The organism is Aeromonas sp. S11(2024) (genome assembly GCF_041402345.1).
Classification (GTDB): Bacteria; Pseudomonadota; Gammaproteobacteria; order Enterobacterales; family Aeromonadaceae; genus Aeromonas; species Aeromonas veronii.
The window spans coordinates 17053-42703 of record NZ_JBGLRC010000007.1; the positions used below are offsets into that span (position 1 = coordinate 17053).

Annotated in this window: 24 protein-coding genes; 16 read left to right on the forward strand and 8 right to left on the reverse strand. The window is 62.0% G+C overall.

Translation table 11 applies throughout. The annotated features are described in order from the left end of the window. Positions 1 to 112 precede the first annotated feature (112 nt). Together fghA and ACB040_RS08145 are read right to left on the reverse strand one after the other, a co-directional pair. The gene (gene fghA, locus ACB040_RS08140) at positions 113 to 949 is read right to left on the reverse strand and encodes an S-formylglutathione hydrolase (protein ID WP_338773050.1); all 837 of its coding nucleotides are present in this window, start codon (positions 947 to 949) and stop codon (positions 113 to 115) included. 48 nt (positions 950 to 997) lie between these two features. Continuing rightward, positions 998 to 2125: an S-(hydroxymethyl)glutathione dehydrogenase/class III alcohol dehydrogenase gene (locus ACB040_RS08145; RefSeq protein WP_120416233.1), complete on the reverse strand. Its 1128-nt coding sequence runs from the start codon at positions 2123 to 2125 to the stop codon at positions 998 to 1000. Positions 2126 to 2244: 119 nt separating this feature from the next. On the opposite strand from ACB040_RS08145, the gene ACB040_RS08150 reads away from it, so the two are divergent. Next, positions 2245 to 3150, forward strand: a complete 906-nt coding sequence (locus tag ACB040_RS08150; RefSeq protein WP_338773047.1) for a LysR substrate-binding domain-containing protein — start codon at positions 2245 to 2247, stop codon at positions 3148 to 3150. Between the two features lie 120 nt (positions 3151 to 3270). Here ACB040_RS08150 and ACB040_RS08155 read toward each other — a convergent pair whose 3' ends face one another. Continuing rightward, positions 3271 to 4134: a YicC/YloC family endoribonuclease gene (locus ACB040_RS08155; protein ID WP_219271358.1), complete on the reverse strand. Its 864-nt coding sequence runs from the start codon at positions 4132 to 4134 to the stop codon at positions 3271 to 3273. A gap of 146 nt (positions 4135 to 4280) precedes the next feature. Between ACB040_RS08155 and rph the strand changes: the two genes are divergently transcribed. The 9 genes from rph to ACB040_RS08200 all read left to right on the forward strand — a co-directional run bounded on the left by rph (position 4281) and on the right by ACB040_RS08200 (position 13746). After that, entirely contained in the window at positions 4281 to 4997 is a 717-nt protein-coding gene (rph, locus tag ACB040_RS08160; protein ID WP_026080315.1) for a ribonuclease PH, read from the forward strand. A 75-nt stretch (positions 4998 to 5072) separates the two neighbouring features. Then, positions 5073 to 5726, forward strand: coding sequence for an orotate phosphoribosyltransferase (gene pyrE / locus ACB040_RS08165; protein WP_139460235.1), 654 nt, complete (start codon positions 5073 to 5075; stop codon positions 5724 to 5726). Positions 5727 to 5904: 178 nt separating this feature from the next. After that, positions 5905 to 8334: a heavy metal translocating P-type ATPase gene (locus ACB040_RS08170; protein ID WP_338773040.1), complete on the forward strand. Its 2430-nt coding sequence runs from the start codon at positions 5905 to 5907 to the stop codon at positions 8332 to 8334. After that, positions 8335 to 8724 (forward strand): Cu(I)-responsive transcriptional regulator, encoded by a 390-nt coding sequence (gene cueR / locus ACB040_RS08175; protein WP_005356117.1) that lies wholly within the window; start codon positions 8335 to 8337, stop codon positions 8722 to 8724. 127 nt (positions 8725 to 8851) lie between these two features. Then, positions 8852 to 10006 (forward strand): GGDEF domain-containing protein, encoded by a 1155-nt coding sequence (locus tag ACB040_RS08180; RefSeq protein ID WP_005339596.1) that lies wholly within the window; start codon positions 8852 to 8854, stop codon positions 10004 to 10006. Between the two features lie 30 nt (positions 10007 to 10036). After that, positions 10037 to 10300, forward strand: a complete 264-nt coding sequence (locus ACB040_RS08185; RefSeq protein WP_005339598.1) for a YihD family protein — start codon at positions 10037 to 10039, stop codon at positions 10298 to 10300. A 155-nt stretch (positions 10301 to 10455) separates the two neighbouring features. Continuing rightward, complete coding sequence (ccoG, locus tag ACB040_RS08190) at positions 10456 to 11907, forward strand: cytochrome c oxidase accessory protein CcoG (RefSeq protein WP_202005144.1); 1452 nt, start codon at positions 10456 to 10458, stop codon at positions 11905 to 11907. Positions 11908 to 12010: 103 nt separating this feature from the next. Further along, complete coding sequence (locus ACB040_RS08195; protein ID WP_040095068.1) at positions 12011 to 13000, forward strand: serine/threonine protein kinase; 990 nt, start codon at positions 12011 to 12013, stop codon at positions 12998 to 13000. Positions 13001 to 13137: 137 nt separating this feature from the next. Next, entirely contained in the window at positions 13138 to 13746 is a 609-nt protein-coding gene (locus ACB040_RS08200) for a thiol:disulfide interchange protein DsbA/DsbL (protein ID WP_005339604.1), read from the forward strand. Positions 13747 to 13818: 72 nt separating this feature from the next. Here ACB040_RS08200 and pncB read toward each other — a convergent pair whose 3' ends face one another. Continuing rightward, positions 13819 to 14997 carry a nicotinate phosphoribosyltransferase gene (gene pncB / locus ACB040_RS08205; RefSeq protein ID WP_139742469.1) on the reverse strand — a complete coding sequence of 393 codons (1179 nt, stop codon included), beginning with the start codon at positions 14995 to 14997 and terminating at the stop codon, positions 13819 to 13821. 101 nt (positions 14998 to 15098) lie between these two features. Continuing rightward, entirely contained in the window at positions 15099 to 15734 is a 636-nt protein-coding gene (locus ACB040_RS08210) for a nicotinamidase (RefSeq protein ID WP_338773029.1), read from the reverse strand. Between the two features lie 74 nt (positions 15735 to 15808). Between ACB040_RS08210 and ACB040_RS08215 the strand changes: the two genes are divergently transcribed. Continuing rightward, on the forward strand, positions 15809 to 16459 hold the full coding sequence (locus ACB040_RS08215) for a DNA mismatch repair protein MutT (protein WP_005339607.1): 651 nt from the start codon (positions 15809 to 15811) through the stop codon (positions 16457 to 16459). Beyond that, positions 16456 to 16962, forward strand: coding sequence for a DUF523 domain-containing protein (locus tag ACB040_RS08220; protein WP_371154313.1), 507 nt, complete (start codon positions 16456 to 16458; stop codon positions 16960 to 16962). The genes ACB040_RS08215 and ACB040_RS08220 overlap by 4 nt, the downstream gene beginning before the upstream one ends. Here the strand turns inward: ACB040_RS08220 and ACB040_RS08225 are convergent. The 3 genes from ACB040_RS08225 to ACB040_RS08235 form a co-directional block, all read right to left on the reverse strand. Next, positions 16887 to 17852, reverse strand: a complete 966-nt coding sequence (locus tag ACB040_RS08225; protein ID WP_371154315.1) for an acyltransferase — start codon at positions 17850 to 17852, stop codon at positions 16887 to 16889. The two genes, ACB040_RS08220 and ACB040_RS08225, sit on opposite strands and share 76 nt — an antisense overlap. Positions 17853 to 17858: 6 nt before the next feature. Beyond that, the gene (locus ACB040_RS08230) at positions 17859 to 18758 is read right to left on the reverse strand and encodes an acyltransferase (protein ID WP_043823224.1); all 900 of its coding nucleotides are present in this window, start codon (positions 18756 to 18758) and stop codon (positions 17859 to 17861) included. Positions 18759 to 18884: 126 nt separating this feature from the next. Then, positions 18885 to 20399, reverse strand: a complete 1515-nt coding sequence (locus ACB040_RS08235; protein ID WP_338773021.1) for a YifB family Mg chelatase-like AAA ATPase — start codon at positions 20397 to 20399, stop codon at positions 18885 to 18887. A gap of 385 nt (positions 20400 to 20784) precedes the next feature. Here ACB040_RS08235 and ilvG point away from each other — a divergent pair, with 385 nt between their 5' ends. The 4 genes from ilvG to ilvD all read left to right on the forward strand — a co-directional run bounded on the left by ilvG (position 20785) and on the right by ilvD (position 25649). Then, positions 20785 to 22431, forward strand: coding sequence for an acetolactate synthase 2 catalytic subunit (gene ilvG / locus ACB040_RS08240; protein ID WP_338773018.1), 1647 nt, complete (start codon positions 20785 to 20787; stop codon positions 22429 to 22431). Then, the gene (ilvM, locus tag ACB040_RS08245) at positions 22428 to 22706 is read left to right on the forward strand and encodes an acetolactate synthase 2 small subunit (protein ID WP_005342011.1); all 279 of its coding nucleotides are present in this window, start codon (positions 22428 to 22430) and stop codon (positions 22704 to 22706) included. Before ilvG ends, ilvM begins: the two co-directional genes overlap by 4 nt. 12 nt (positions 22707 to 22718) lie before the next feature. Then, the gene (locus tag ACB040_RS08250; RefSeq protein WP_005342010.1) at positions 22719 to 23663 is read left to right on the forward strand and encodes a branched-chain amino acid transaminase; all 945 of its coding nucleotides are present in this window, start codon (positions 22719 to 22721) and stop codon (positions 23661 to 23663) included. Positions 23664 to 23807: 144 nt separating this feature from the next. Continuing rightward, the gene (ilvD, locus tag ACB040_RS08255) at positions 23808 to 25649 is read left to right on the forward strand and encodes a dihydroxy-acid dehydratase (protein WP_371154319.1); all 1842 of its coding nucleotides are present in this window, start codon (positions 23808 to 23810) and stop codon (positions 25647 to 25649) included. Positions 25650 to 25651: the final 2 nt, after the last annotated feature.

Genomic DNA, 25651 nt, shown 5'->3' on the forward strand with positions numbered 1-25651 from the left:
CGGAGGCTGCTGCCACTGATGCTCTGGTATGCCGTTACCACGAGCAGCAAGGCTGATCTTGTCCGATCACCACAACACCAACTGAAACAGGCCCGCAACGGGCCTGTTTTGATCAGAGGTGGCGGGCGTGAAAGCGCAGGTGCGCCCCGATAAGGCTCGCCACGAAGTAGTAGCTGTGGTCATAGCCCTCGTGGCGGTTGAGCTCCAGTGGCCACTCCTTGCTGGCGGCCACTTCGGCCAGCGCATCGATATGCAACTGCTCGGCGAGGAAGGGATCATCCAGCCCCACATCCACCAAGGTTGGTAGCGGTGTAACCGGCTGGTGGCGCAGCAGCTGGCAGGCATCCCACTCCTGCCACAGCAGAGGATTGCTGCCGAGATATGCCCCGAGCGCCTTCTGGCCCCAGGGGCTGCGGCTAGGGTGGCAGATCGGGCTGAACGCCGAGACCGAGCGGTAGCGACCCGGCTCTCGCAACGCGGCGATCAGCGCACCGTGACCGCCCATGGAGTGGCCGCTGATGGCGCGGCGGGTCGAGACCGGGAAGTGGGTCTCTATCAAGTCAGGCAGTTCGCGGGTGACGTAGTCATACATCTGGTAGTGCGCCTGCCAGGGGCTCTGGCTGGCATTGACGTAAAAGCCCGCGCCCATGCCGAGGTCATAACCGGGATCGTCGGCCACGCCGTCGCCGCGGGGGCTGGTGTCCGGCGCCACCAGGGCGATGCCAAGCTCGGCGGCGATACGCTGGGCACCCGCCTTCTGCATAAAGTTCTCATCGGTGCAGGTGAGGCCACTGAGCCAGTAGAGCACCGGCACTTTCTGGCCGGTGAGGGCCTGAGGCGGCAGATAGATGGCAAAATTCATCTCGCAGCCGAGCACGCTGGCGTGGTGGCGATAGCGCTTGTGCCAGCCGCCGAAGCTCTTGTTGCTGCTGATAATCTCCAGATTCATCGAAGGACTCCTGCACCCCGCCCACGATTGCGGGCGGGGTGATCATGCTCAGTAGTGGATGACGGTGCGGATGCTCTTGCCTTGGTGCATCAGATCGAACGCCTCGTTGATCTGCTCAAGCGGCATGGTGTGGGTGATGAAGTCATCGAGGCGGAACTCGCCCTGCATGTAGCGCTGCACATAGCTCGGCAGTTCGCTGCGACCGCGTACCCCGCCGAAGGCGCTGCCGCGCCAGACCCGGCCGGTGACCAGCTGGAACGGACGGGTGCTGATCTCCTGACCCGCTCCGGCGACGCCGATGATGACCGACTCGCCCCAACCCTTGTGGCAGCACTCCAGCGCTGCGCGCATCACCTTGACGTTGCCGATGCACTCGAAGGAGAAGTCGACGCCGCCGTCAGTCAGCTCGACGATCACCTCCTGAATCGGTTTGTCGTAGTCGTTCGGGTTGATGCAGTCGGTGGCGCCCAGCTTGCGGGCCAGCTCGAATTTGCTCTCGTTGATGTCGATGGCGATGATGCGACCGGCCTTGGCCAGACGAGCCCCGATCACCGCCGAGAGGCCGATGCCACCCAGACCGAAGATGGCGACGCTCTCACCCTCTTTCACCTTGGCGGTGTTCATCACTGCACCGATGCCGGTGGTGACGCCGCAGCCGAGCAGACAGACCTCCTCCAGCGGGGCGGCCGGATCCACCTTGGCGATGGAGATCTCCGGCAGTACCGTGTATTCGCTAAAGGTGGAGGTGCCCATGTAGTGATAGATGGGCTGACCATCTTTCGAGAAGCGGGTGGTGCCGTCAGGCATCAGCCCCTTACCCTGAGTGGCACGGATCTTCTGGCACAGGTTGGTCTTGCCGGATTTGCAGAATTTGCACTCGCCGCATTCGGGGGTGTAGAGCGGGATCACGTGATCCCCCACCTTGACGCTGGTGACCCCTTCGCCGACCGATTCGACGATGCCGCCCCCCTCGTGGCCGAGGATGCAGGGGAAGACCCCTTCCGGATCTTCACCGGAGAGGGTGAAGGCATCGGTGTGGCAGACGCCGGTGGCGACGATGCGCACCCGTACTTCGCCCGCTTGCGGCGGCATGACCTCGACCTCTTCGATGGAGAGGGGCTGGCCCGGGCCCCAGGCGATGGCGGCCTTACACTTGATGCTTTGAACCTGTGCCATGACGGATGTCCTTATTGTTGAGCAGGGTGAGGAGAATGGGTTCGGACATCCAGTGTAGTTTCCCGCCGATTTGGTGATAATGAGGGCAAATCTCAAATCACTTTTACACACAGGTAATAATGTTCGGCTGGGAAGGGATCTGTGAATTTGTCAGCGTGGCGGAACAGGGGGGCTTTACCCCGGCGGCGCGCAAGCTGGGGGTGTCGGTTGCGCAGGTCAGCCGTCAGGTGGCACAGCTGGAGGATCGGCTGCAGGCCAAGCTGCTGCTGCGTACCACCCGTCAGGTACGGCTCACCGAGCTTGGCGAGATCTACTATCGCCACTGCCGTCAGCTGCTGGACAACCTCTACGAGGCGGAGCTGGCGGTGGGGCGCCATCAGGCGGTGCCGCAGGGCACCCTGCGCATTACGGCCCCCGTCTCCTACGGCGAGAGCCGCATCGCCCCGCTGGTGAATGACTTTATGGTGCGCTTCCCCCAGCTGGAGGTGACCCTCAACCTCACCAACCAGCTGCTGGATCTGGTGCACGAGGGCTACGATCTGGCGCTGCGGCTAGGTCATCTCAAGGATTCGACGCTGGTGGCGCGCAAGCTGGCGCAGCGGGTGCCCTATGTCTGCGCCTCACCGGCCTACACCGCCCGCCACGGCATGCCCAACAGCCTCTCCGAGCTGACCCGCCACACCTGCCTGGTGGGCAACAGCGACGAGTGGCACTTCACCCTGGATGGCCGCCCCCACAGCGTGCGGGTGCGCGGCCTGTTGCAGTGCAACAGCGGCCATGCCCTGCTGGATGCGGCGCTCAAGGGGATCGGCATCATCCAGCTGCCGGACTACTACGTGAGCGACCATCTGGCCCGAGGCGAGCTGATCGAGCTGCTGCCGGAACTGCGAGCGCCGGCGGAGGGGATCTGGGCCCTCTATCCCCACAACCGCCACCTCTCCCCCAAGGTGCGGATGCTGGTGGACTATCTGGCCGAACGGCTGAGCGACCCGCACCAACCGGCGCTGGTGATGCCCATAGGCTAGGGTGTTCCCCAGCCGTTGACTCACTAGCGGCGGGCGACAAACGCGATGGCCGGAAAATAAAAGAGCCCTTGAGGAATCAAGGGCTCTTTTGCAGGCAACAACCGGATAGTCAGCGACTCATCACTCGATGTTCTGGATCTGCTCGCGCATCTGCTCGATAAGGACCTTCAGCTCGACGGCGGACTGGGTCACTTCGGCGTTGATGGACTTGGATCCAAGCGTGTTCGATTCGCGGTTGAACTCCTGCATCATAAAGTCGAGACGACGACCGCAGGCGCCACCCTTCTTCATGATCTTGTTGGTTTCGCTGATGTGCATCTCCAGACGATCCAGCTCTTCGGCTACGTCGATCTTCTGGGCCAGCAGCACGATCTCCTGCTCGATGCGGGCCGGATCCAGCTCAACCTTGGCTTCGGCCAGCCGGTCGGTGAGCTTCTGGCGCTGCCACTCGATGATCTGTGGCAGGTGGACGCGCACCTTCTTCACTTCCACCTGAATGCCGGCCAGACGCTGTTCGATCAGCGCCTTGAGGTTGGCCCCTTCGCTGGCGCGGGAGGCGAGGAAATCTTCCATGGTCAGGTCGAAACCGGCCATCAGCTCGGTGGCGACCGCGTCCATGTCCTGCTCGGCGGCAGCCATGACGCCCGGCCAGCGCAGTACATCGACCGGGTTGAGCTGGCCCTGGCCCGCCTCTTTCATTACCCAGCTGGCGCTGTCGATAATCAGCTTGGCCAGCTCTTCATTGATGTGGAGCTGGCTGGCTGCGGCCTGGGCGGCCTCGAAGCGCAGGTTGCACTCCACCTTGCCGCGCTGCAGCTTGGCGCGGAAACGCTCACGCAGAACCGGCTCCAGGCTGCGCAGTTGCTCCGGCAGGCGAATGTAGGTCTCCAGATAACGCTGGTTGACCGAACGAATTTCCCAAACGGCTGTGCCCCAGTCGCCCTTGAGTTCCTTGCGGGCGTAGGCGGTCATGCTGTGAATCATTGATTGTTCCGGGCTTGATGAAGTGTGGCGGGATTATACCCAGCGGGGGCCGGTGCGTCAGCCGAAGTGTTGGTTTTAGCGGCTGATATTTGGGCCGCGATGGCTTATACTCCTGCGCCAATTCAGCCAGCCCAGAGGTCCGTCCCATGTCACGTCCAAGCGATCGCACTGCCGCGCAGCTTCGTCCGGTCACCATTACCCGCCACTTCACCAAGCATGCTGAAGGGTCCGTGCTGGTGGAATTCGGCAACACCCGCGTGCTCTGCACCGCCAGCGTCGACACCAGCGTGCCGCGCTTCCTGAAAGGGAAGAATCAGGGCTGGGTGACTGCCGAATACGGCATGCTGCCGCGCTCCACCCACTCCCGGATGAACCGCGAAGCGGCCTCCGGCAAGCAGAGTGGCCGTACTCTGGAGATCTCCCGTTTGATCGCCCGCTCCCTGCGCGCGGCGGTAGACCTGACTGCGCTGGGCGAGCACTCCATCACAGTTGACTGTGACGTGCTGCAAGCCGATGGCGGCACCCGCACCGCTTCCATTACCGGTGCCTGCGTGGCGCTGGTGGATGCGCTGAACTGGATGGTCGAGAAGGGCATGATCAAGCAGAGCCCGCTCAAGCAGATGATCGCCGCCGTCTCCGTCGGCATGTATCAGGGCGAAGCCATCTGCGATCTGGAGTATATCGAAGACTCCGCTGCCGAGACCGACATGAACGTGGTGATGACCGAAGATGGTCGCATCATCGAGGTGCAGGGCACCGCGGAGGCCGAGCCCTTTACCCATGAAGAGCTGCTGGAGATGCTGGCGCTCGCCAAGGGCGGCATCGCCGACATCATTGCGCTGCAGAAGCAGTCGCTCTCCTGATTTTAAAAACGCGGCATTGACCGCGTTTTTTTATACCCCCACACAAGACAACGACAAGCCAAGCAAGGAGCCAGAATGAAAGCCTACCAGCGTCAATTTATCGAGTTCGCCCTGGAGAAACAGGTCCTCAAATTCGGTGAATTTACCCTGAAATCCGGTCGTAAAAGCCCCTACTTCTTCAACGCCGGTCTGTTCAACAGCGGCCGCGATCTGGCCCGTCTCGGCCGCTTCTATGCCGCCGCCCTGATGGATGCCGGCATCGAGTTCGATGTGCTGTTTGGCCCGGCCTACAAGGGGATCCCCATCGCCTCCGCCACTGCAGTGCAGCTGGTGGAGCAGCACGATGTGGATGTGCCCTGGTGCTTCAACCGCAAGGAGGCCAAGGATCACGGCGAGGGCGGCAATCTGGTGGGCAGCCCGCTCAAGGGGCGCGTCATGCTGGTGGACGACGTCATCACCGCCGGCACTGCCATCCGCGAGTCCATGGATCTGATCCAGGCCAACGGCGCCTCGCTGGCGGGCGTGCTGATCGCGCTGGACCGTCAGGAGAAGGGCAAGGGCGAGCTCTCCGCCATTCAGGAAGTGGAGCGTGACTACGGTGCCCACATCATCGCCATCATCCAGATGAGCGACTTGATCCAGTATCTGGAAGAGAAGCAGGCCGAACAGCCGGAGCTGGCAGCGCAACTGGCGGCCATGAAGGCTTACCGCGCCCAGTACGGTATCTGAGTTCCGCTCATACCGCGCAATAGCTGAATGCGGCGCCCGTTTGTTCTCTGGCAGCAAACGGGCGCCGTTTTTTCATCTGCAAAAAGTGGATCATGTGGCTTGAGCTTGCCCTTACAGTAAAGGTTAGGGTTTGCCAGTCGGCGTTTTGTGGTGTCGACGGGTTCCGGGGAGGAACAACATGACCACTCATCTTCAATCACCCATTCATCTGCAGTTGCCGCTGAGCAGCATGAGCTGCGCCAACTGCGCAGGCCGCATCGCGACCGCCCTCAACAAACTCGACGGGGTATCGGCCACCGTCAACTTCGCGCTGGAGCAGGCGGCCATCGAGCTGGCCAGCCCCGATCGCCTGCCTGCGGTGCTCGACAGCATCAAGAGTCAGGGTTACGACTACGGCAGCGAGACCTTTTTGTTCCAAATTACCGGCATGACTTGTGCCGGTTGCTCGGCCCGCCTGAACAAGATGCTGGCGGCGCTGCCCGGCGTGATCTCCGCCGAGGTCAATTTCTCTATCGAACAGGCCCGCATCGTGCTGGTGCCCGGGATGCAGACGCCAGCCGCTTTGCGCGAGCAGATCGAGGCGCTTGGCTTTGGCGCCCAACTGGCACAGGGGTCGGCCAGCGGCCGCCGCCAGCAGTTGCTGGAGCGGGAAGCGCAGGAGGCCGCCACAGCCCGTCAGGCGCAGACCCGGGTCATCATCTCGGCTTTGCTCACCTTGCCGCTGCTGGTGGGGATGCTGGCCATGGCTGGACTGTTCCCCTGGCATCTGCCCGCTTGGCTCGAGCTGCTGCTCGCCACCCCGGTGCAGTTCTGGATCGGGGCCCGTTTCTATCGCGGCGCCTGGCTTGCCATCAAGAACCGCGCAGCCAATATGGATGTGCTGGTGGCAACCGGTACCAGCGCCGCCTACTTCTACAGCCTCTATCTGCTGCTGACGCTGGGGATGGCCGCCAGCGGCAAGCTCTATTTCGAGGCGAGCGCCATCATCATTACCCTGATTTCGTTGGGAAAACTGCTGGAGGCGAGAGCCAGACGCAGCACCCAGTCCGCTATTCGCGAACTGATGGCGCTGCGGCCGGAAACCGCCACCGTCTGGCGTGGCGAGAGCTGGCAGAGCGTCGCCATCGATGAGGTGCTGCGCGGCGATCGGCTGCGGGTGCTGGTGGGTGAGCGGGTGCCGGTGGACGGCAAAATCGTGAGCGGCGCCAGCGAGCTGGATGAGTCGATCCTCACCGGCGAGAGTCTGCCGGTGCCGCGCAGTACGGGCGACAAGGTGCTGGGCGGCGCCATCAACCGCTCCGGCGTACTGGAGATCGAAGCCACGACCGTGGGGGAGGACTCCAGCCTCAGCAAGATCATCGCGCTGGTGGAGAGCGCCCAGATGGGCAAGGCGCCGCTGCAACAGCTGGTGGACAAGGTCTCCGCCGTGTTCGTACCGGTGGTGATGGCCATCGCCCTGTTCACCCTGCTGGTGTGGTACGCCATCAGCAACGACTTCGGTCAGGCGCTGCTGGCAGCGGTGGCGGTATTGGTGATCGCCTGCCCCTGTGCGCTGGGGCTGGCGACCCCGGCGGCCATCGTCACCGGTACCGGAGTCGCGGCGCGCCACGGCATTCTGATCAAGGATGTAGATACCCTGCAGAAGGCCCACGCCATCAAGGCGCTTATCTTCGACAAGACCGGCACGCTCACTCAGGGCAAGCCGGTGCTGGCCAGCTGGAGCGGCAACGACGAGCAGCTGCGCCTCGCCGCCGCCCTGCAGCAGGCGAGTGAACACCCGCTGGCGCTGGCGATGCGCGAGGCAGTCGGCAAGGAGGCGATACTGCCTCAGCCTGATGAGGTAGAGGTGCGGGTCGGTGCTGGTATTGTCGGTCAGGTGGCGGGCCATAGGGTCGCTATCGGCAATGGCTCCCTGCTGGCCCAGCTCGAGATTGAAATGCCGCAACAGGATGAACAAGCCGCCGATGGCGCGACCCGGGTCTGGGTGGCCATCGACGGTGCTGTGGTTGGTATCGCTGCTTTGGCCGATACCCTGCGCCCCGAGAGCCCGGAAGCCATCGCCACCCTGCGCCAGCGCGGCATCGCCAGCTGGCTGGTGAGTGGCGATGCACCGGCGCCGGTGGCCCATATTGCAGCCAAGCTGGGACTGGACGGGGCCTTCGACTCCGTGCTGCCAGCGGGCAAGGTGGAGAAAGTGGAGGCGCTGCGGGCGCAAACCCGCGGGCTGGTGGCCATGGTGGGGGACGGGGTGAACGACGCCCCGGCGCTGGCGGCGGCGGACGTCGGCATCGCCATGGGCTCCGGCTCCGACGTGGCGATGGAGACCGCCGCCATCACCCTGATGCGATCCGACCCGCGGCTGGTGGCCGATGCCATCGATATCTCGGCGGCCACCTGGCGCACCATACAGCAGAATCTGTTCTGGGCCTTCGTATTCAACATCATCGGCATTCCGCTGGCGGCGCTGGGCTACCTGAGCCCCGAGTTAGCGGGGGCGGCCATGGCCCTGAGCAGCATCACAGTATTGAGCAATTCCCTGTTATTGAAACGCTGGCAGCCCAGGGCGGCGCACGGGCCAGCATCCAACCCGATCAGTAAGGAGGCATAAATGAACATCAGCAAGGTTGCCAAGGCCACGGGGCTGACCGCCAAGACCATCCGTTATTACGAGAGCATTGGCCTCATCACAGCCCCGGTACGCAGTGACAACGGTTATCGCAGTTACACCGAGGGGGCGCTGCGTGAGCTGCGTTTCGTCAAACGGGCGCGGGAGACCGGCTTCAATCTGGAGGAGTGTCAGGAGCTGCTGGCGCTCTATCGGGACGAACACAGAACCAGCGCCCAGGTGAAGAAGCTGGCGCAGGAGAAGATCGTCGATCTGCGCGCCCGCATTGCCGGTTTGCAGGCCATGCTTACCTCCCTGGAAGGGTTGGTTTGCTGCTGCCACGGGGATGAAAATCCCGAGTGCCCGATCCTCGACGAATTGGAGAAGGGGTGAGCAAGGACTCACCTGCCAGCGCAGAAGAAATCGTTATTGATTGATTAACTTCTTAATAAGCGGCGCTTTATTGTTGCGGGTCAGGGGGTAATGGTAGACTGCTCGGCTCTTGTACAGGAGTACTCAGTTGACCCAGAGTGTGACACGCCAGGTTAAGCAGGCCATCATGGCCCAGCTCTATACCCATGCATCGTTCAGTCTCCCCTGTTTGGGCGTGTTGGCATTTGGCTGGAGTCTGCTGTTTCACGACTATCTACCCGCCATCGAAGCGCTCGGTTGGCTGGCAGGCACTTTCCTGTGGCTGCTGGGTCGGGGTTGGCACCTGCGCTGGCGCCGAGCCCGCCTGCACCAGACGCCGTTGCCGGTGCTGGAGCGGGAGCTCTTTATCGGAGCCACCATCACCTCCATCATCTGGGCCCTCGGGGTGCTGCTCTACATGGACAAGCTGCCCGATACCTACCGGGCCGCCATGATGATGCTCTCCAGCCTCATTCTGACCGGCAGCGCCATCATGCTGTTTGGCAGCCGCCGTACCCTCTATGGTTCCGCCCTGCCGCTGGGTATGGCGATGCTGTTCGAGCTGGGTAATGGCAACGAGCAGGAGCGGATCGTATCCTGCATGCTGGCGGGCTATCTGTTTGTCTTTCTGCCGACCCTGCTGCGCCGGATGCGGCGGGATCAGATCGCCTCGCTCCACCACCGTTTCTCCAACGCCGAGCTGGTTGCCGAACTGAAGGCGGTCTCCGAGCATTTGCGTCTCACCTCCCGCCTCGACGGCCTGACCGGCATCGCCAACCGCGCCCATCTCGACGACTCTCTGGAGCGGGCCTGGCGTCGCTGCCATCGCGCCCGGGCGCCGCTGTCGCTGGTGCTGGTGGATGTGGATTACTTCAAGCAGTTCAACGATCTTTACGGCCATCAGCTGGGGGATGACTGTTTGCAACAGGTGGCGGGGCTGCTGGCCGAGGTGGAGCGGCGCGAGGACGATCTGGCGGCCCGTTACGGGGGCGAAGAGTTCGCCTTGCTGCTGCCCTGCACCGGCATGCAGGGGGCATTGCAGGTGGCGGACAATGTGCGGCAGGCGCTCAAGGAGCTGGCCATCCCGCACCAGAAATCGCTGGTCTCCGGTCGGGTCACATGTAGTTTTGGTGTTGCGACACTGATACCGGACAACAGCATGAAAATCGCCGATTTGATCCAAAAAGCGGATGCGGCACTCTATCAGGCCAAGCATAATGGGCGGGATCGAATCGAAGTAGCCTTGATGGGTAAGGTTGCCTGAATTTAACGTGACAGATTAAAGAGGTTGTCTATGCAATGTCATCGTATCGAAGAGCTGCTGGAGTTGTTGCAGCCTGCCTGGATCAAGGAACAGGATCTCAGCCTGGTGCAGTTTGTTGCCAAACTGGCCCAAGAAGCGGGATTTGAAGGACCTCTGTCCGAGCTGACCGACGACATGCTGATCTATCACCTCAAAATGCGGGAATCCGACAAGCAGGCGATGATCCCCGGTCTGGCCAAGGATCATGTGCCCGATTTCAAAGAGGCACTGCTCAAGGCACGCGGAATCAAGTGAATCTTTAGCGGAAGCGCATCACCTCGGGGTGATGCGCTTTTTTGTTGCCGAAAATTGCGATCCAACCCCAATATTAGATACATCTAATCCACACAATTAGCATGCTGTTTAAGATATAATCCGCTCCATAACAAATAAGGGAGCGATGTCTTGCAATGGCCGACTACGATAAAATCGATATCAAGGATGTCACCGACAAGGGCGTAACCGGGACCTTCAACCCCAATACGTTCAAAGCCAGCGACGACAGATTCAACCCGGGCAACCGCATCTATGTGCGGGCCCAGAAAGGGTATTGGCAGCGGATGCGCAAGGCCATGGGCTGGTTCTTTGTGGCGCTGTTCGTGCTGCTGCCCTGGCTGCGTTACGACGGGCGACAGGCGGTGCTGTTCGACCTCGGTCACCAGCAGTTCCATATCTTTGGCGCCACCATCTGGCCGCAGGATCTGACCCTGCTCGCCTGGCTCTTCATGATCGCCGCCTTCGGACTCTTCTTTATTACCACCTTCCTCGGTCGGGTCTGGTGTGGCTATCTCTGCCCGCAGACGGTCTGGACCTTCATGTTCATCTGGTTTGAAGAGAAGCTGGAAGGGCCCGCCAACAAGCGGCGCAAGCTGGACGAGGCGCCCTGGAGCGGTGAGAAGCTGGCCCGCAAGGGAGCCAAACATCTGGCCTGGCTGGCGATCTCGCTGGTAACCGGCCTGACCTTCGTCGCCTACTTCCAGGATGTAACTGAACTGGTGCCGGACCTCTTCACTCTGCAGGCCAGTGGATGGGTGCTGTTCTGGGTGATCTTCTTCACCATCATCACCTACGGCAACGCGGGCTGGATGCGTGCCATCATGTGTATCCACATGTGCCCCTATGCCCGCTTCCAGTCCGCCATGTTCGACAAGGACACCTTCATCGTCGGCTATGACACCAAGCGTGGCGAGACCCGTGGCGCCCGCTCCCGCAAGGCAGATCCCAAGGCGATGGGGCTGGGCGACTGTATCGACTGCGATCTCTGCGTGCAGGTCTGCCCGACCGGTATCGATATCCGCGACGGCCTGCAGTACGAATGCATCAACTGCGGCGCCTGCGTCGATGCCTGCGACCAGACCATGGAGCGGATGGGCTACCCGAAAGGGCTCATCAGTTACACCACCGAGCACAAGCTGGCCAACGACTCCACCCATGTGGCGCGGCCCAAGTTGATCGGTTACGGGCTGGTGATGGCGGTGATGCTGGGGGTATTTGTCTACAACGCCATGTCCATCATGCCGATGGGGCTCGATATCCTGCGGGATCGCAACCAGCTGTTCCGCGAAAACAGCGAGGGGCTGATTGAGAACACCTACACCCTCAAGATCCTCAACAAGACCCTGCAGTCCCAGACCTACCAGCTGGATGTGGAGGGCTTGCCCGAGTATCAGTGGTTCGGCCCCCGTGAAGTGACCCTGAAGGCGGGCGAGATCTACACCCTGCCGGTCAGCCTGGCGGTCGATCCCTACAACCTGAAACGGCCGGCGCTGGATATCCAGTTTGTGCTGAAACGGGAGGGGGCTGCGCCCGATGACAGCAAGGGCAACCTGCGCCAGGGCAGCAAGTTTATCAGCCGGTTGTAACTGCGTGTGGCTGCGGGCCGGGCGTGACACCAGTCCGGTCACCAGCGAGCACGGCAATGGCGGGCAGTAGTGATAGAATGGGGCGCAACGGCGCCCCTTTCTTATAGTGGATGACATGCGTTTCAACTATTCCGACCTCAATCCCGACCTCATCATGGATGCGCTCGATCTCAGTGGCCTGCGGCTCGACTCCGGCCTTATCGAGCTCAACAGCTACGAAAACCGGGTCTACCAGTTTCAGGATGAGGATCGTCGCCGCTATGTGGTGAAGTTCTACCGTCCCGGCCGCTGGAGCCGGGCCCAGATCCTCGAGGAGCACGAGTTTGCCACCCGTCTCGCGGAGGCAGAGATCCCGGTCGCCGCGCCGCTCGCCTTCGCGGGCGAGACCCTGCTGGAGCACGAGGGCTACCCCTTTGCCATCTGGCAGAGCGTCGGTGGCCGCCAGTTCGAAGTGGATAATCTCGATCAACTGGAGTGGGTGGGGCGTTTCCTCGGTCGCATTCATCAGATCGGCGCCAGCAAGCCGTTTCATCATCGGGTGCGGCTCGATGTGGAGAGCATGCTGCACGAACCGCGTCAGCTGCTGGCGTCTGGCGAATGGCTGCCAAGCGGGCTGGCGAAGCAATTCTTCGGGGTGCTGGACGAGCTGATCAAGCATGTCAGCGACGCCATGACCCTGGATGTGGCGCAGATCTCCCTGCATGGTGACTGCCATCCGGGCAACATCCTCTGGCGCGATGGCCCCATGTTTGTCGACCTCGATGATTGCCGTACCGGCCCCGCGATTCAGGATCTCTGGATGATGCTGAGCGGCGAGCGCCACGAGCAGCAGATCCAGCTCGACACCCTGCTGGCGGGCTACGAGGAGTTTATGGAGTTCGACTCGCGGGAGCTGGCGCTGATCGAGCCGCTGCGGGCGATGCGCATCGTTCACTACATGGCGTGGCTGGCGCGGCGCTGGGAAGATCCCGCCTTCCCCCGTCACTTCCCCTGGTTCAATACCGATCACTACTGGCGTCAACAGATAGCGACACTGCACGATCAGCTGGAGGCACTCAAGGCGCCACCGTTGAGCCTGATGCCAAACTGGTGAAATAGAAGGGATCTTGCGCGGCAAGCGGGACTCGATCTCCGGCCCTGACCATTGACGTCAGCATGGCGAAACAATAGGCTTGGCACTGCTTCGGTTCGCCGGGCGTGCCTCACAGTGATCCCTTAACAGGAAACATCATGAAAAAAGTTCTATTTTTCCTTGCTGCCATGCTGATGATCCCCATGGTTCACGCCGCCCCCGAGTTCAAGGAAGGCGTCAACTACGATGTGGTCAAACAGACTGGCAGTGCCCAGCCGGAAGTGATGGAGTTCTTCTCCTACTACTGTCCGCACTGCGCTACCTTCGAACCGATCGTTGAACAGTTGAAGGCCGGGTTGCCAGAGGGTGTTCCCCTCAAGAAGAACCCGGTTGCTTTCCTCGGTCGCGAGATGGGCCCCGAGATGCAGCGTGCCTATGCCGTTGCCAGCCTGCTCAATGCCGAAGCCAAGCTGACTCCGGCCATCTTCACCAAGATCCACACCCAGCGTCAGCCGCCGATGAGCCGTGACGATGTGAAGAAGATCTTCGTGGACAACGGCGTACCGGCTGAAGAGTTCGACGGTGCCGTCGACAGCTTCGCCGTCTCCGGCATGGTCTCCCAGTTCGATCGCAACACCGAGAGCTACAACATTCGCGGTGTACCGGCTTTCCTGGTGAACGGCAAGTACATGGTGAAGATTGAATCCATCACCTCTCAAGAGCAGTTCAACAAGCTGGTGCAATTCCTGCTGGCCAAGAAAGACTGATACCCCTTGAGTCGATAAAAAAGCCCGCCGGTGCGAACCGGCGGGCTTTTTGTTTTCTGGTTGTCGGGAAGATCAGACCCCGACGTGGAACGCCTGCTTGAGGTTGCGGATAAACTCTGCATCCCGGCAGAGGGTCTTGCCCGGGCTGTCGGAGATCTTGGCGACCGGGCCGCCATTGCACTCGATCAGCTTGAAGACGATGTTCATCGGGCTGACACCGGGCAGATCGCAGGTGAGCTTGGTGCCGATACCGAAACTGGTGTTGATGCGGCCACGGAAGTGGCGGAACAGCTGCACCGCCTTGTCGAGGTTGAGCCCGTCGGAGAAGACCAGGGTCTTGTCGGTAGGATCGATGCCGAGCCGCTGATAGTGGCTGATCGCCTTCTCGCCCCACACCACGGGATCGCCGGAGTCGTGGCGCAAGCCCTGATAGCTGCTGGCCAGCTCGAAGTCGAAGTCCCGCAGGAAGGCATCCATGGTAATGCAGTCGGTCAGGGCGATGCCGAGATGGTCGGTGAACTCGTCCAGCCAGCTGGTGAGGGCAGCGCGCTGGCTGTGCTCCAGCGGGAAGCCGAGCTGCTGGTGCGCCTGGAACCACTCATGGGCCTGGGTGCCGACCGCGGGCAGCTTGTACTTCTGGGCCAGCATGTAGTTGCTGGTGCCGCGAAACGCCGGCAGCCGCTCCTTGAGGCGACCCACTACCGCATCCTGTACCGCGTGAGAGAAGCGGCGGCGGGTGCCGAAGTCGATGAGGTTGAACTCGCTCATTTCCTCCGGGCTCAGCTCCCGCTCCAGCTTGTCGATCTTCTGATCGAGCCGCTCCAGCGCATGGCTGACGCCGAACTGGGGATAGCGGAAGCGGTTGCGCATCTCGCTGATGATGGCGAGCACCGGGATCTCCCACAGGATCACATCCTGCCAGGGGCCCTCGACCCGCACATTGATGCGGCCATCCTGCTCGAACACCTTGAGCAGGGAGGCGTCGAGCGGCTTGCGGCGCAGGTGGTCGAGGTAGTCAGGGGTGAAGAAGGGACGCTCGGCCAGAAAATCGAGCTCTGGCTTGGTCAGTCGCAGGGAACCGGCGAGGCGCAGTTGCTCCTCGATCTGCCCCATCATGGGCAGCAGATCCTCTTCATTGCGGCTGTGAAACTCGGCCACCACCTCGGCATCCGGATAGCGATGGAACACCGCCTGCTGCATATGCAGCTTGTAGGCGTCGGTGTCGAGCAGGCTGGTGAGGATTGGGGGCATATCAGGCTCCTCGCAGACTGGTGAGCACGATGGAGCTCCCCTGCCGCATATGTAACGTGCAGGCATCGGTGTCGAGCAGGCTGGTAAGAATCGGTGGCATATCAGGCGTCCAGCAGGCGTTGTACATCGATCAGGCTCTGGGCCAGTTCGGCCCCTGCCTCGATCATCTGGGTGTGGGCGCTGGCAACCGTCGCGGGGGCGATGCCACGGCAGGCATCGAGATGGACGATTACCCGGAAACCGGCGCGGCGCAGTTGCAGCACGCTGGTTTTGACACAGTAGTCGGTGGCGAGGCCGCCGACCAGCACGGTATCGACCTTGCGGGCTTGCAGGAATTCGATGAGTCCGGTGCTGCGCCGTTCGGCCAGGTCGTGGAAGCAGGTGCCGTAGGGATGGAGATCCGGTTCGACCCCCTTCCAGACGAAGAAGTCATAGTCGATGGGAGCGGGCAGGCCGTCGAGCAGCTCGAAGCCCTTGCTGCCCGGTACGCAGTGCACCGGCCAGGTGAGGTCGGCGTTGGGCAGATCCAGCGGCAGCAGCATGCCGGCGGGGTCAGAAACGGCCCAGTCGGCATTGGCGGGGTGAGAGTCCTTGCTGCCGATCCGCAGCGTGGCGAGGGTGGCCTGAGCGTTTAGCGCAGCCACAATATCATCACCGCCCGCGACGGGCAGTTCGTTCGGGCAGAGGGGGGTAAAGCCCTTCTGCGCATCAATATCCAGGCTGGCGACGGTTCCCATGATTGGCTCCTGCACATACTATTCGTGTGATATTATCTACCAAACATTAATGGAAGGCGAGCAGGGCGATCGGCATGCTGAGAATGAGTCTGGATATGGTGGTGCTGCGGTTGCATGAGGAGCGGCTCGAACTGCTGCTCGAGACCCGCGATCGCCCCCCCTTTGCCCACTGCTGGCAACTGCCTGCGCTGCGCATCGATGAGACCCGGGATCGGGATCTGGATGCCGCCCAGCGCCGTCTGCTGGCGGAGTGGGGGCTCGGTCACTGCTACAGCGAGCAGGTCTGCACCCTCGGCAATCTGGAGCGGGATCCCCGCGGCTGGTCCACGACCCTGGTCTATCTCTGCCTGGTGGATCCGGAAGTGGAAGCGATCCACGGTTGCTGGCATCCGCTCGCCAACCTGCCGGGGCTGAGCCTCGCCTTCGACCATGTCCAGCTCATCGCCAAGGGGTTGGAGCGGTTGCGGATCAAGAGCCGCTACAGCACCCTGCCGCTGCAACTGCTGGGGCCCGAGTTCACCCTCTCAGAGGTGCAGCGCGCCTTCGAAATCATCCTGCAAACACCCATGAATACGGCGGCATTTCGCAAGCGGATCCATCGTGCCGACATTCTGGTGGATACCGGCCGCAAGCGCACCGGCAAACAGCGCCCCGCCATTCTCTACCGATTGGAGAGCCCCTGCTGCGTGATGTTCGATCAAGTGATGCATGGAGCGGAAGCATGAGTGATACCAGCGTGCACAAGGTGCTGGTGAGTGCCTGCTTGCTGGGTCAGCCGGTGCGTTACGACGGTCAGAGCAAGGGGATCGTCAGCGACTGGCTGAGTGAGCTGGGTGCCGAGGGGCGGGCGTTGGCCTTCTGCCCCGAAGTGGCGGGCGGTCTGCCGACCCCGCGTCCTCCTGCCGAGCGGCAGGGCGAGCGTGTAGTGACGGCGAGCGGACTGGATGTGACTGCCGAGTTTGATCGAGGCGCCGAGCTGGCCCTCGCGCTCTGTCAGGCGCAGGGTATTCGCTTCGCCTTGCTGAAAGAGGGGAGCCCCTCATGTGGTAGCGGCCGTATCTATAACGGCCGTTTTGAAGGTGTTTCTGTGGCTGGCGAGGGCAAGACCACTGCCCTGCTGCGTCGCCACGGGATTACGGTGTTCTCCGAGGATCAGTTGGTTGAGTTGGCCTCGGTACTCTCTTTGGATTCCTCCCCGGATTTGGCGGCAACCGGCAGCGGCGCCTGACCGCTTTGCCACCCCTCCAGCACCTCGTCCTTCTCCTGCCAGCGCTGGTTTAGCCACTCCTGAAAACCGCGCTTGAACTGCTTGTCGTTGAAGTAATCCCCTATCAGCTGTTCACTCACCGGCAGCTCCTCAATCCGCACCTGAATGCGTTTTACCCGTCCCATCAGGAAGTCCTTGAACGGGGTCTCGGCGTTGTCCGGATAGCGGATGGTGACGTTGATCAGGCTATCAAACTGCTCGCCCATGGCTGCCAGCGTGAAGGCCAGTCCTGCCGCCTTGGGTGGCATCAGGTGGCGATAGCGGGAGCGGGCAGCATCCCGTTTCTGCTCGGTGAAGCGGGTCCCTTCCACGAAATTGATGACGGTAGTGGGGATATGGCGAAACTTCTCGCAGGCATTGCGGGTGGTCTCGATATCCTTGCCGCGCAGGTGCGGGTTCTTCAGCAAAAACTCCCGTGAGTAGCGACGCATAAAGGGCATATCGAGCCCCCAGCAGGCGAGCCCCAGCAGCGGGATGTAGATGAGCTCGTGCTTCATAAAGAACTTGGGCACCGGCAGCCGGTCGCGGAACAGGTGGCCGAGCACCACGATATCGGTCCAGCTCATATGGTTGCTGATGATGAGATACCAGCCATCCTTGCGCAGCTTGGTATTGTCCTCCACCTGCCAGTCAATACGGGTGGTGAGGTGGATCACCAGCGCATTGCAGGCCAGCCACAGGTGCATGAAGCGGTTGTTGAGCCGGCTGCAGGCGCGACCAAAGGCCGGGATCGGCAGCAGCAGTTTGGCCAGCGACACCAGCAGGATCAGACTGGCGCACAAGGCGGTGAAAAGGATGGTCAGGCCCGCGCTGATGATAAGTACCAGCGGGCCGGGAAGCAGGGATAGCATGAGTGTTTACTGCGCCTTGGTTGCCAGCAGTTGGCTCAGGGTCTGGTCCTTTTCGTGCCAGATCCCGTTCAACCACTGTTGAAACTCTTGTTGGAACTCGGGGTCATTGAAGTAATCCCCCACCAGCTTGCGGTCGATCGGCAAATAGCGGACCTGAACCTTGATTTGCCCGACCCGGCCACACATGAAGTCCCAGTAGCTGGGGATGCCGTCCGGATAGGCGATGGTGACATCCACCAGTTGATGCAACTGATCACCCATGGCGGCCAGGGTAAAGGCGATGCCCCCCGCTTTCGGGAGCAGCAGATGACGATAGGGCGAGCCCTGCTTCTGATGCTTGCTGCCGGTGAAGCGGGTGCCTTCGACGAAGTTCATCACACTCACTGGAATGTGGCGGAACCTGGCACAGGCCTTACGGGTTGTTTCTATATCTTTTCCCTTCAGATGGGGATGCTTTTCCAGAAATTTCCTGGAATATCGCCGCATGAAGGGGAAGTCGAGCGCCCACCATGCCAGACCGAGAAAAGGTACCCAAATCAGCTCTTTCTTGAGGAAAAACTTCAGGAAGGGGATTTTTTGGTTAAAAACCCGCTGCAGTACCAGTATGTCGACCCAGGATTGATGGTTGGCAATCACCATATACCACTCATTCCGGCGCCCTTTGTCCACTCCGACCACCTCGAAAGGGGTTTTGATGATGGTTTTCTGGATCAGATTGTTGAAACCGATCCAGCAGCTGGCACAGCCATCGAGCAGCCAGTTGCAGAGGGTACGCCACCCCTTGAGGGGGAGCAGGAGCTTGAGCAGACCCAGCGAGAAGATGGGGACAAACCAGAAGAGGGTGTTGAAAAAATAGAGCAGGGTGGAGAGGCTGCCGCGCAGTCGCTCTGTCAGCTTGTTGGGCATGAGTCGGGTCCGTCTTGCTGTCGATAAAGGGCCATCAAGTGGTCAGATCTGTGGCCATAATATCAGCCGATTGCCTGCGAGACCATTCAGAGCCTTTACGGGGTTGGACTCACCCTTTCCCTTCTGTCAGCTGCTGCGCAGTCGCGACAGCAGCCTGTCCATGGCGCGATAACCGAGCGCCTCGATAAGATGCTCCTTGCCGATGGCGGGTTGCCCGGCCAGATCGGCGATGGTGCGTGACACCCGCAGGATGCGATGCCAGGCCCGGATGCTGAGCCCCAGCTTCTGGATGGCGTTCTCCAAAAATTCGGCATCTTGCACCGATAAGCGGCAAATATCCTCTATCTCACGGCTATCCAGCAGGTTGTTGAGCTTGCCGTTACGGCTCAGCATGCGCTCCCGTGCCGCCAGCACCCGAGCGCGGATCTGTTGGCTCGACTCCCCTCGCTCCGCCTTGCCGGTGAGGCTCCCCTTGGGCAGCAGCGGCACCTCCACCGTCAGGTCGAAGCGGTCGAGAAAGGGGCCAGAGAGTTTGCCGAGGTAGCGCAGGATCTGATCCGGGCTGGAGCGGGTCTGGCCGTCGCCATAGTGGCCGCAGGGGCTGGGATTCATGGCGCCCACCAGCTGGAAGCGAGCGGGAAAATCGACCTGACGGGCGGCCCGGCTGATGGTGATGTGCCCCGTCTCCAGTGGCTCGCGCAGGGAGTCGAGCACCTTGCGCTCAAATTCTGGCAGCTCGTCGAGAAATAGCACCCCGTTGTGGGCCAGCGAAATTTCGCCGGGCCGCGGGTGGCTGCCACCGCCCACCAGCGCCACCGCCGAGGCACTGTGGTGGGGCGTGCGATAGGGTCTGTGGTGCCAGTGACCGGCGCGCGGGGTGAGGCCGCCGATGGAGTGGATGGCGGCGGTCTGCTGCGCCTCCTGCTCGCTGAGCGGCGGCAGAATGCCGGGCAATCGGCTCGCCAGCATGCTCTTGCCGGTGCCGGGCGGGCCGATGAACAGCAGGTTGTGGCTGCCGGCGGCGGCGATCTCCAGCGCCCGCTTGGCCTGAGACTGGCCGATAACATCCTGCAGGTCCGGCACATCGGGCAGGCTCTCCGAGCTTTGTTGATCCGGCAGCGGCAGTTCGTACTGACCGGCCAGCCAGGCGGTAACGGCCAGCAACTGGTGGGCGGTGCGCACCTCGGCATCCTGAATGAGAGAGGCTTCGGGGCCGTTCTCTCGCGGTACCAGCAGGGTGCGCCCCGCATCCCGGCAGGCGAGCACGGCGGGCAGCACCCCGAGCACGGGGCGGATCTCGCCGGTCAGGGCCAATTCGCCCAAAAATTCATGATCGAGCAGGTATTTTGCCGGTATCTGCTTGGAAGCAGCGAGAATGCCGATGGCGATGGCCAGATCGAAACGGCCCCCCTCCTTGGGTAGGTCGGCGGGGGCCAGATTGACTGTGATGTGTTTGCTCGGGAACTCGAAATTACCGTTGAGCAGGGCGCTGCGGACCCGATCTCGCGACTCCTTCACCGAGGTTTCTGGCAGGCCGACCATGTTGAAGGCGGGCAGGCCGTTGGAGAGGTGAACTTCCACTGTAACTTGCGGGGCCGCGATCCCGAGGCTGGCACGGCTATAAACCACAGCTAATGACATAAATCCCGTCCTTGAGTTGATATATGTTCTGACTAACTGCTTGTTGTTGGTTTTTTATTCCAGAGTTCCGGCTGGGGAATAGCCAAAATCAGTGGGTTGTCACAGAAAAAAAGGCTTGCCCAATAAAAATCACCGTGCTAGTTCTAATAGCCATTCGCGGTAGAAACCGCCCCAATTTCACAGGATTTCCGGTTGTAACTATGAACATGGCCTCCCGTTTCGTCAGCATTATTGTGGTCCTAGTGGTGATTATTATCTCACCGCTCGGGGCTCGTTTAGCTGCACGGAACAAGGGATAGACCCACCACCGGACAGAACGAAACAAGCGACCCCCGAGCCTCACAGCTCGGGGGTTTTTTTTCGACCAAAGGACAGGATTTTCCACATGAACGGCGCGCAGTTTTTGGTACAGGCTCTCAAGAAACAGGGTGTGACCCAGGTGTTTGGTTACCCGGGCGGGGCCATCATGCCGGTCTACGATGCTCTGTATGACGGTGGTCTGGCCCATCAGCTCTGCCGCCACGAGCAGGGTGCCGCCATGGCCGCGGTCGGTTATGCCCGCGCTTCCGGTCAGGTGGGGGTCTGCATCGCTACTTCCGGCCCCGGTGCTACCAATCTGGTAACCGGTCTGGCGGAGGCGCTGCTCGATTCGGTGCCGCTGGTGGCCATCAGCGGTCAGGTGCCCTGTTCAGCCATCGGCACCGATGCGTTTCAGGAGGTCGACGTGCTCGGCATGTCCCTCTCCTGTACCAAGCACTCCTTCATGGTGACCGATGCCGCCGATCTGGGGCGGGTGTTGGCAGAGGCTTTCGCTATCGCCACCGAAGGTCGCCCCGGCCCTGTGCTGATCGATCTCCCCAAGGATGTGCAACTGGCCGCGGTGCCTGCCCAGAGCCCGCTGTTTGCAGTGGAAGAGCCGGAGGTGCTCAACCCCTCGGATCTGGCCGCGGCCCGCACCCTGCTGGCTGCCGCCGAGCGCCCGGTGCTCTACGTCGGTGGCGGAGTGGGCATGGCCAATGCCGAGCAGCAGTTGCGCGACTTTGCTGCCGCAACCGGCATGCCAGCGGTCACCACCCTCAAGGGGATTGGCGCGCTCGACCCCGACAGCGCCGTTTACCTCGGCATGCTCGGCATGCACGGTACCAAGGCGGCCAACTATGCGGTGCAGCAGTGCGATCTGCTGCTGGTGGTGGGTGCCCGTTTCGACGACAGGGTAACCGGCAAGCTGGAGGAGTTCGCCCCCGAGGCGAAGGTGATCCATCTCGATGTGGATGCCGCCGAGTTCGGCAAGCGCCGTGCCGCCGAGGTGGGGATCACCGCGGATCTCAAACAGGTGCTGCCGCGCCTCGCCATGACTCTCGACATCGCCCCCTGGCGTGAACACTGCGCCGCCATGGCCCGCGAATATGCATTTCGCTACGACCACCCGGGTCAGGCTATCTATGCTCCGGCCCTGCTCAAGCAGCTCTCTGCCCAGCTGCCGGAGAGCAGCGTGGTCGCCTGCGACGTGGGGCAGCACCAGATGTGGGTGGCCCAGCACATGCGCTTCACCAGCCCGCGCAACCACCTCTCCAGCGCCGGTCTCGGCACCATGGGGTTTGGTTTGCCCGCCGCCATCGGCGCCAAGATGTCGCGCCCGGAGGATGAAGTGGTGCTGGTGAGCGGTGATGGCTCCTTCATGATGAACGTGCAGGAGCTCGGCACCATCCGCCGGGCCCAGCTCAAGGTGAAGATGGTGCTGCTGGATAACCAGCGCCTCGGCATGGTGCGCCAGTGGCAGGAGCTGTTCTTCGACGGCCGCTACAGCGAGACCATCCTCTCCGACAACCCCGACTTCGTCGCCCTGGCTGCTGCTTTCGGCATCCCCGGCGAGACCATCACATGCAAGGAGCAGATAGCCGGCGCCCTCGATCGCCTGCTGGCAAGCGAGAGTGCCTATCTGCTGCATGTGGCTATTTCAGAGGAAGAAAACGTCTGGCCCCTGGTTCCGCCGGGAGTCGCCAACCACCAGATGATGGAGCAACGCCCATGAACCCGCACACCCTTGCACAACCAGCATTTGCACAGCACACCCTGCATATCCACGCCCAGCCCAGACCGGAAGTGATGGAGCGGGTGCTGCGGGTGGTGCGTCACCGCGGCTTCAATCTATGCGCCTTGAATATGGAGCAGGATTGCCAACAGCTGCGGATCACGGTTACTGTCGAGTCGGTGCGTCCCATCCAGCAGTTGTGGAGCCAGCTGGTGAAGCTGGTGGACGTCTCCCGGGTCGATGCACTGGAACAGCAACCCCGGATCAGAGCTTAAGGAGCCAAGCCAATGTCACAGCCTTCCCAATCCGCCACTCACCCCCAATACATCTGGTTCAACGGCAAACTGGTGCCCTGGCAGGATGCCCAGGTGCACGTGATGAGCCACGCCCTGCACTACGGCTCCTCGGTGTTTGAGGGTGTGCGTGCCTACGATACCCCCAAGGGTACCTGCATCTTCCGTCTGCAGGAGCACACCCGCCGCCTGTTCGACTCCGCCAAAATCTACTGGATGGACGTCCCATACAGCGAGTCTGAAGTTAATGAAGCCTGCCGCACCGTGGTGCGCGAGAACGGCCTGAAGAGCGGCTATCTGCGCCCGCTGGCCTTTGTCGGCAATGTGGGGCTGGGGCTGCATCCACCGCTGGATGCCAAGGCTGACCTGATGGTCGCCGCTCTGCCGTGGGGCGCCTATCTGGGGGAAGAGGGACTGAAAAACGGGGTGGATGTCTGCGTCACCTCCTGGAACCGGCTCGCCCCCAACACCATTCCCACCGGTGCCAAGGCGGGCGGCAACTATTTGTCCTCCCAGCTGATCAGCCGCGAGGCCAAGCGCAACGGCTTCGCCGAGGGGCTGGCGCTGGATGTGAACGGCTACCTGAGCGAAGGGGCGGGGGAGAACCTGTTCCTGGTGAAGAACGGCGTACTGTTCACCCCGCCTGCTACCGCCGCCATCCTGCCCGGTATCACCCGTGACACCATCATGACGCTGGCCCGCGATCTCGGTTACGAGGTGCGCGAGCAGGCACTGCCCCGTGAGGCGCTGTACGTCGCAGACGAAATCTTCATGACCGGCACGGCGGCGGAAGTGACCCCGGTGCGCTCCGTCGATCGGATGAAGGTGGGCGCTGGCAGCCGTGGCCCGGTGACAGAGCAGCTGCAAAACGCCTTCTTCGGCCTGTTTAACGGCCAGACCGAGGACAAGTGGGGCTGGCTGACGCCCGTCAACGACTGATGAGAGAGGGGAGGCGTCATGCCTCCCCGAGTCGCTTCCGGTGAGCGCTTCCCAGAGGAGTCTTCACCAGGATCGATTGCGATCCACTCGTATCATCACTGCATAACGCATCGAGCCCATATGGGCATTCAGGGAGTAGAGACAATGCCGAAGTTGAGATCCGCCACCACCACCCACGGACGTAACATGGCCGGGGCCCGCGCCCTGTGGCGCGCCACCGGAATGACCGATCAGGATTTCGGCAAACCCATCATCGCCGTGGTCAACTCCTTCACCCAGTTCGTGCCGGGCCACGTCCACCTCAAGGATCTGGGTCAGCTGGTGGCGCGCGAGATTGAAGCTGCCGGCGGCGTTGCCAAAGAGTTCAACACCATCGCCGTGGATGACGGCATCGCCATGGGCCATGGCGGCATGCTCTACTCCCTGCCGTCGCGGGAGCTGATCGCCGACTCGGTGGAGTACATGGTCAACGCCCACTGCGCCGACGCCATGGTCTGCATCTCCAACTGCGACAAGATCACCCCGGGGATGCTGATGGCGGCCCTGCGCATCAACATTCCGGTGATCTTCGTCTCCGGCGGCCCGATGGAAGCGGGCAAGACCAAGCTCTCCGACCAGATCATCAAGCTGGATCTGGTGGACGCCATGATTCAGGGCGCCGACCCCAAGGTGTCGGATTCCCAGAGCGAACAGGTGGAGCGCAGTGCCTGCCCCACCTGTGGCTCCTGCTCCGGCATGTTTACCGCCAACTCCATGAACTGTCTGACCGAGGCGCTCGGCCTCTCCCAGCCGGGCAACGGCTCCATGCTGGCAACCCACGCCGATCGCGAGCAGCTGTTCAAGCTGGCGGGTCAGCGCATCGTGACTTTGGCCAAGCGCTGGTATGAACAGGATGACGAGAGCGCCCTGCCGCGCAATATCGCCACCAAGGTGGCGTTCGAGAACGCCATGGCCCTCGATATCGCCATGGGCGGCTCCACCAATACCGTGCTGCACCTGTTGGCGGCGGCGCAGGAGGCCGGGGTCGACTTCACCATGGCCGATATCGACCGCATGTCGCGCAAGGTGCCGCAACTGTGCAAGGTGGCACCCTCCACCCAGAAGTACCATATGGAAGATGTGCACCGCGCCGGCGGCGTGGTCGCCATTCTGGGCCAGCTGGAAAAAGCGGGTCTGGTACACGGCGATACCCGCACCGTGCTGGGTTGCTCTCTCGTCGAGCAGCTTGATGAATATGACGTCAGCCGCCAGCCGAGTCAGGAGGTGGTGGACTTCTACCGAGCTGGTCCGGCCGGCATCCGCACCACCAAGGCGTTCAGTCAGGATTGTCGCTGGCCAGAGCTGGATCTGGACCGCGCCGAAGGCTGCATCCGCTCGCTGGACAACGCTTACAGCCAGGAGGGCGGCCTTGCAGTGCTTTCCGGCAACCTCGCGGTCAACGGCGCCATCGTCAAGACTGCCGGGGTGGATGAGGAGAACCTCACCTTCCGTGGCCCGGCACGGGTGTTCGAGAGTCAGGAGAGCGCGGTGAGCGGCATCCTCGACGGTACCGTGAAAGCAGGCGAAGTAGTGGTGATCCGTTACGAAGGGCCGAAAGGGGGCCCCGGCATGCAGGAGATGCTCTACCCCACCACCTATCTGAAATCCATGGGATTGGGCAAGGCGTGCGCCCTGATCACCGATGGTCGCTTCTCCGGCGGTACCTCGGGCCTCTCTATCGGCCACGTCTCGCCGGAAGCAGCCTCTGGCGGCACCATAGGTTTGGTGGAGGATGGCGACATCATCAGCATCAACATCCCGGCCCGCAGCATGGTGCTAGAGGTGGCCGACAGCGTGCTGGCCGCCCGCCGTATCGCCGTAGAGGCTCGGGGCTGGAAGCCGCTCGATCGTCAGCGTCAGGTCTCCTTTGCCCTGCGCGCCTATGCCATGTTCGCCACCAGCGCCGATAAAGGCGCGGTTCGCGATCGCTCGATGCTGGGGGAATAAAT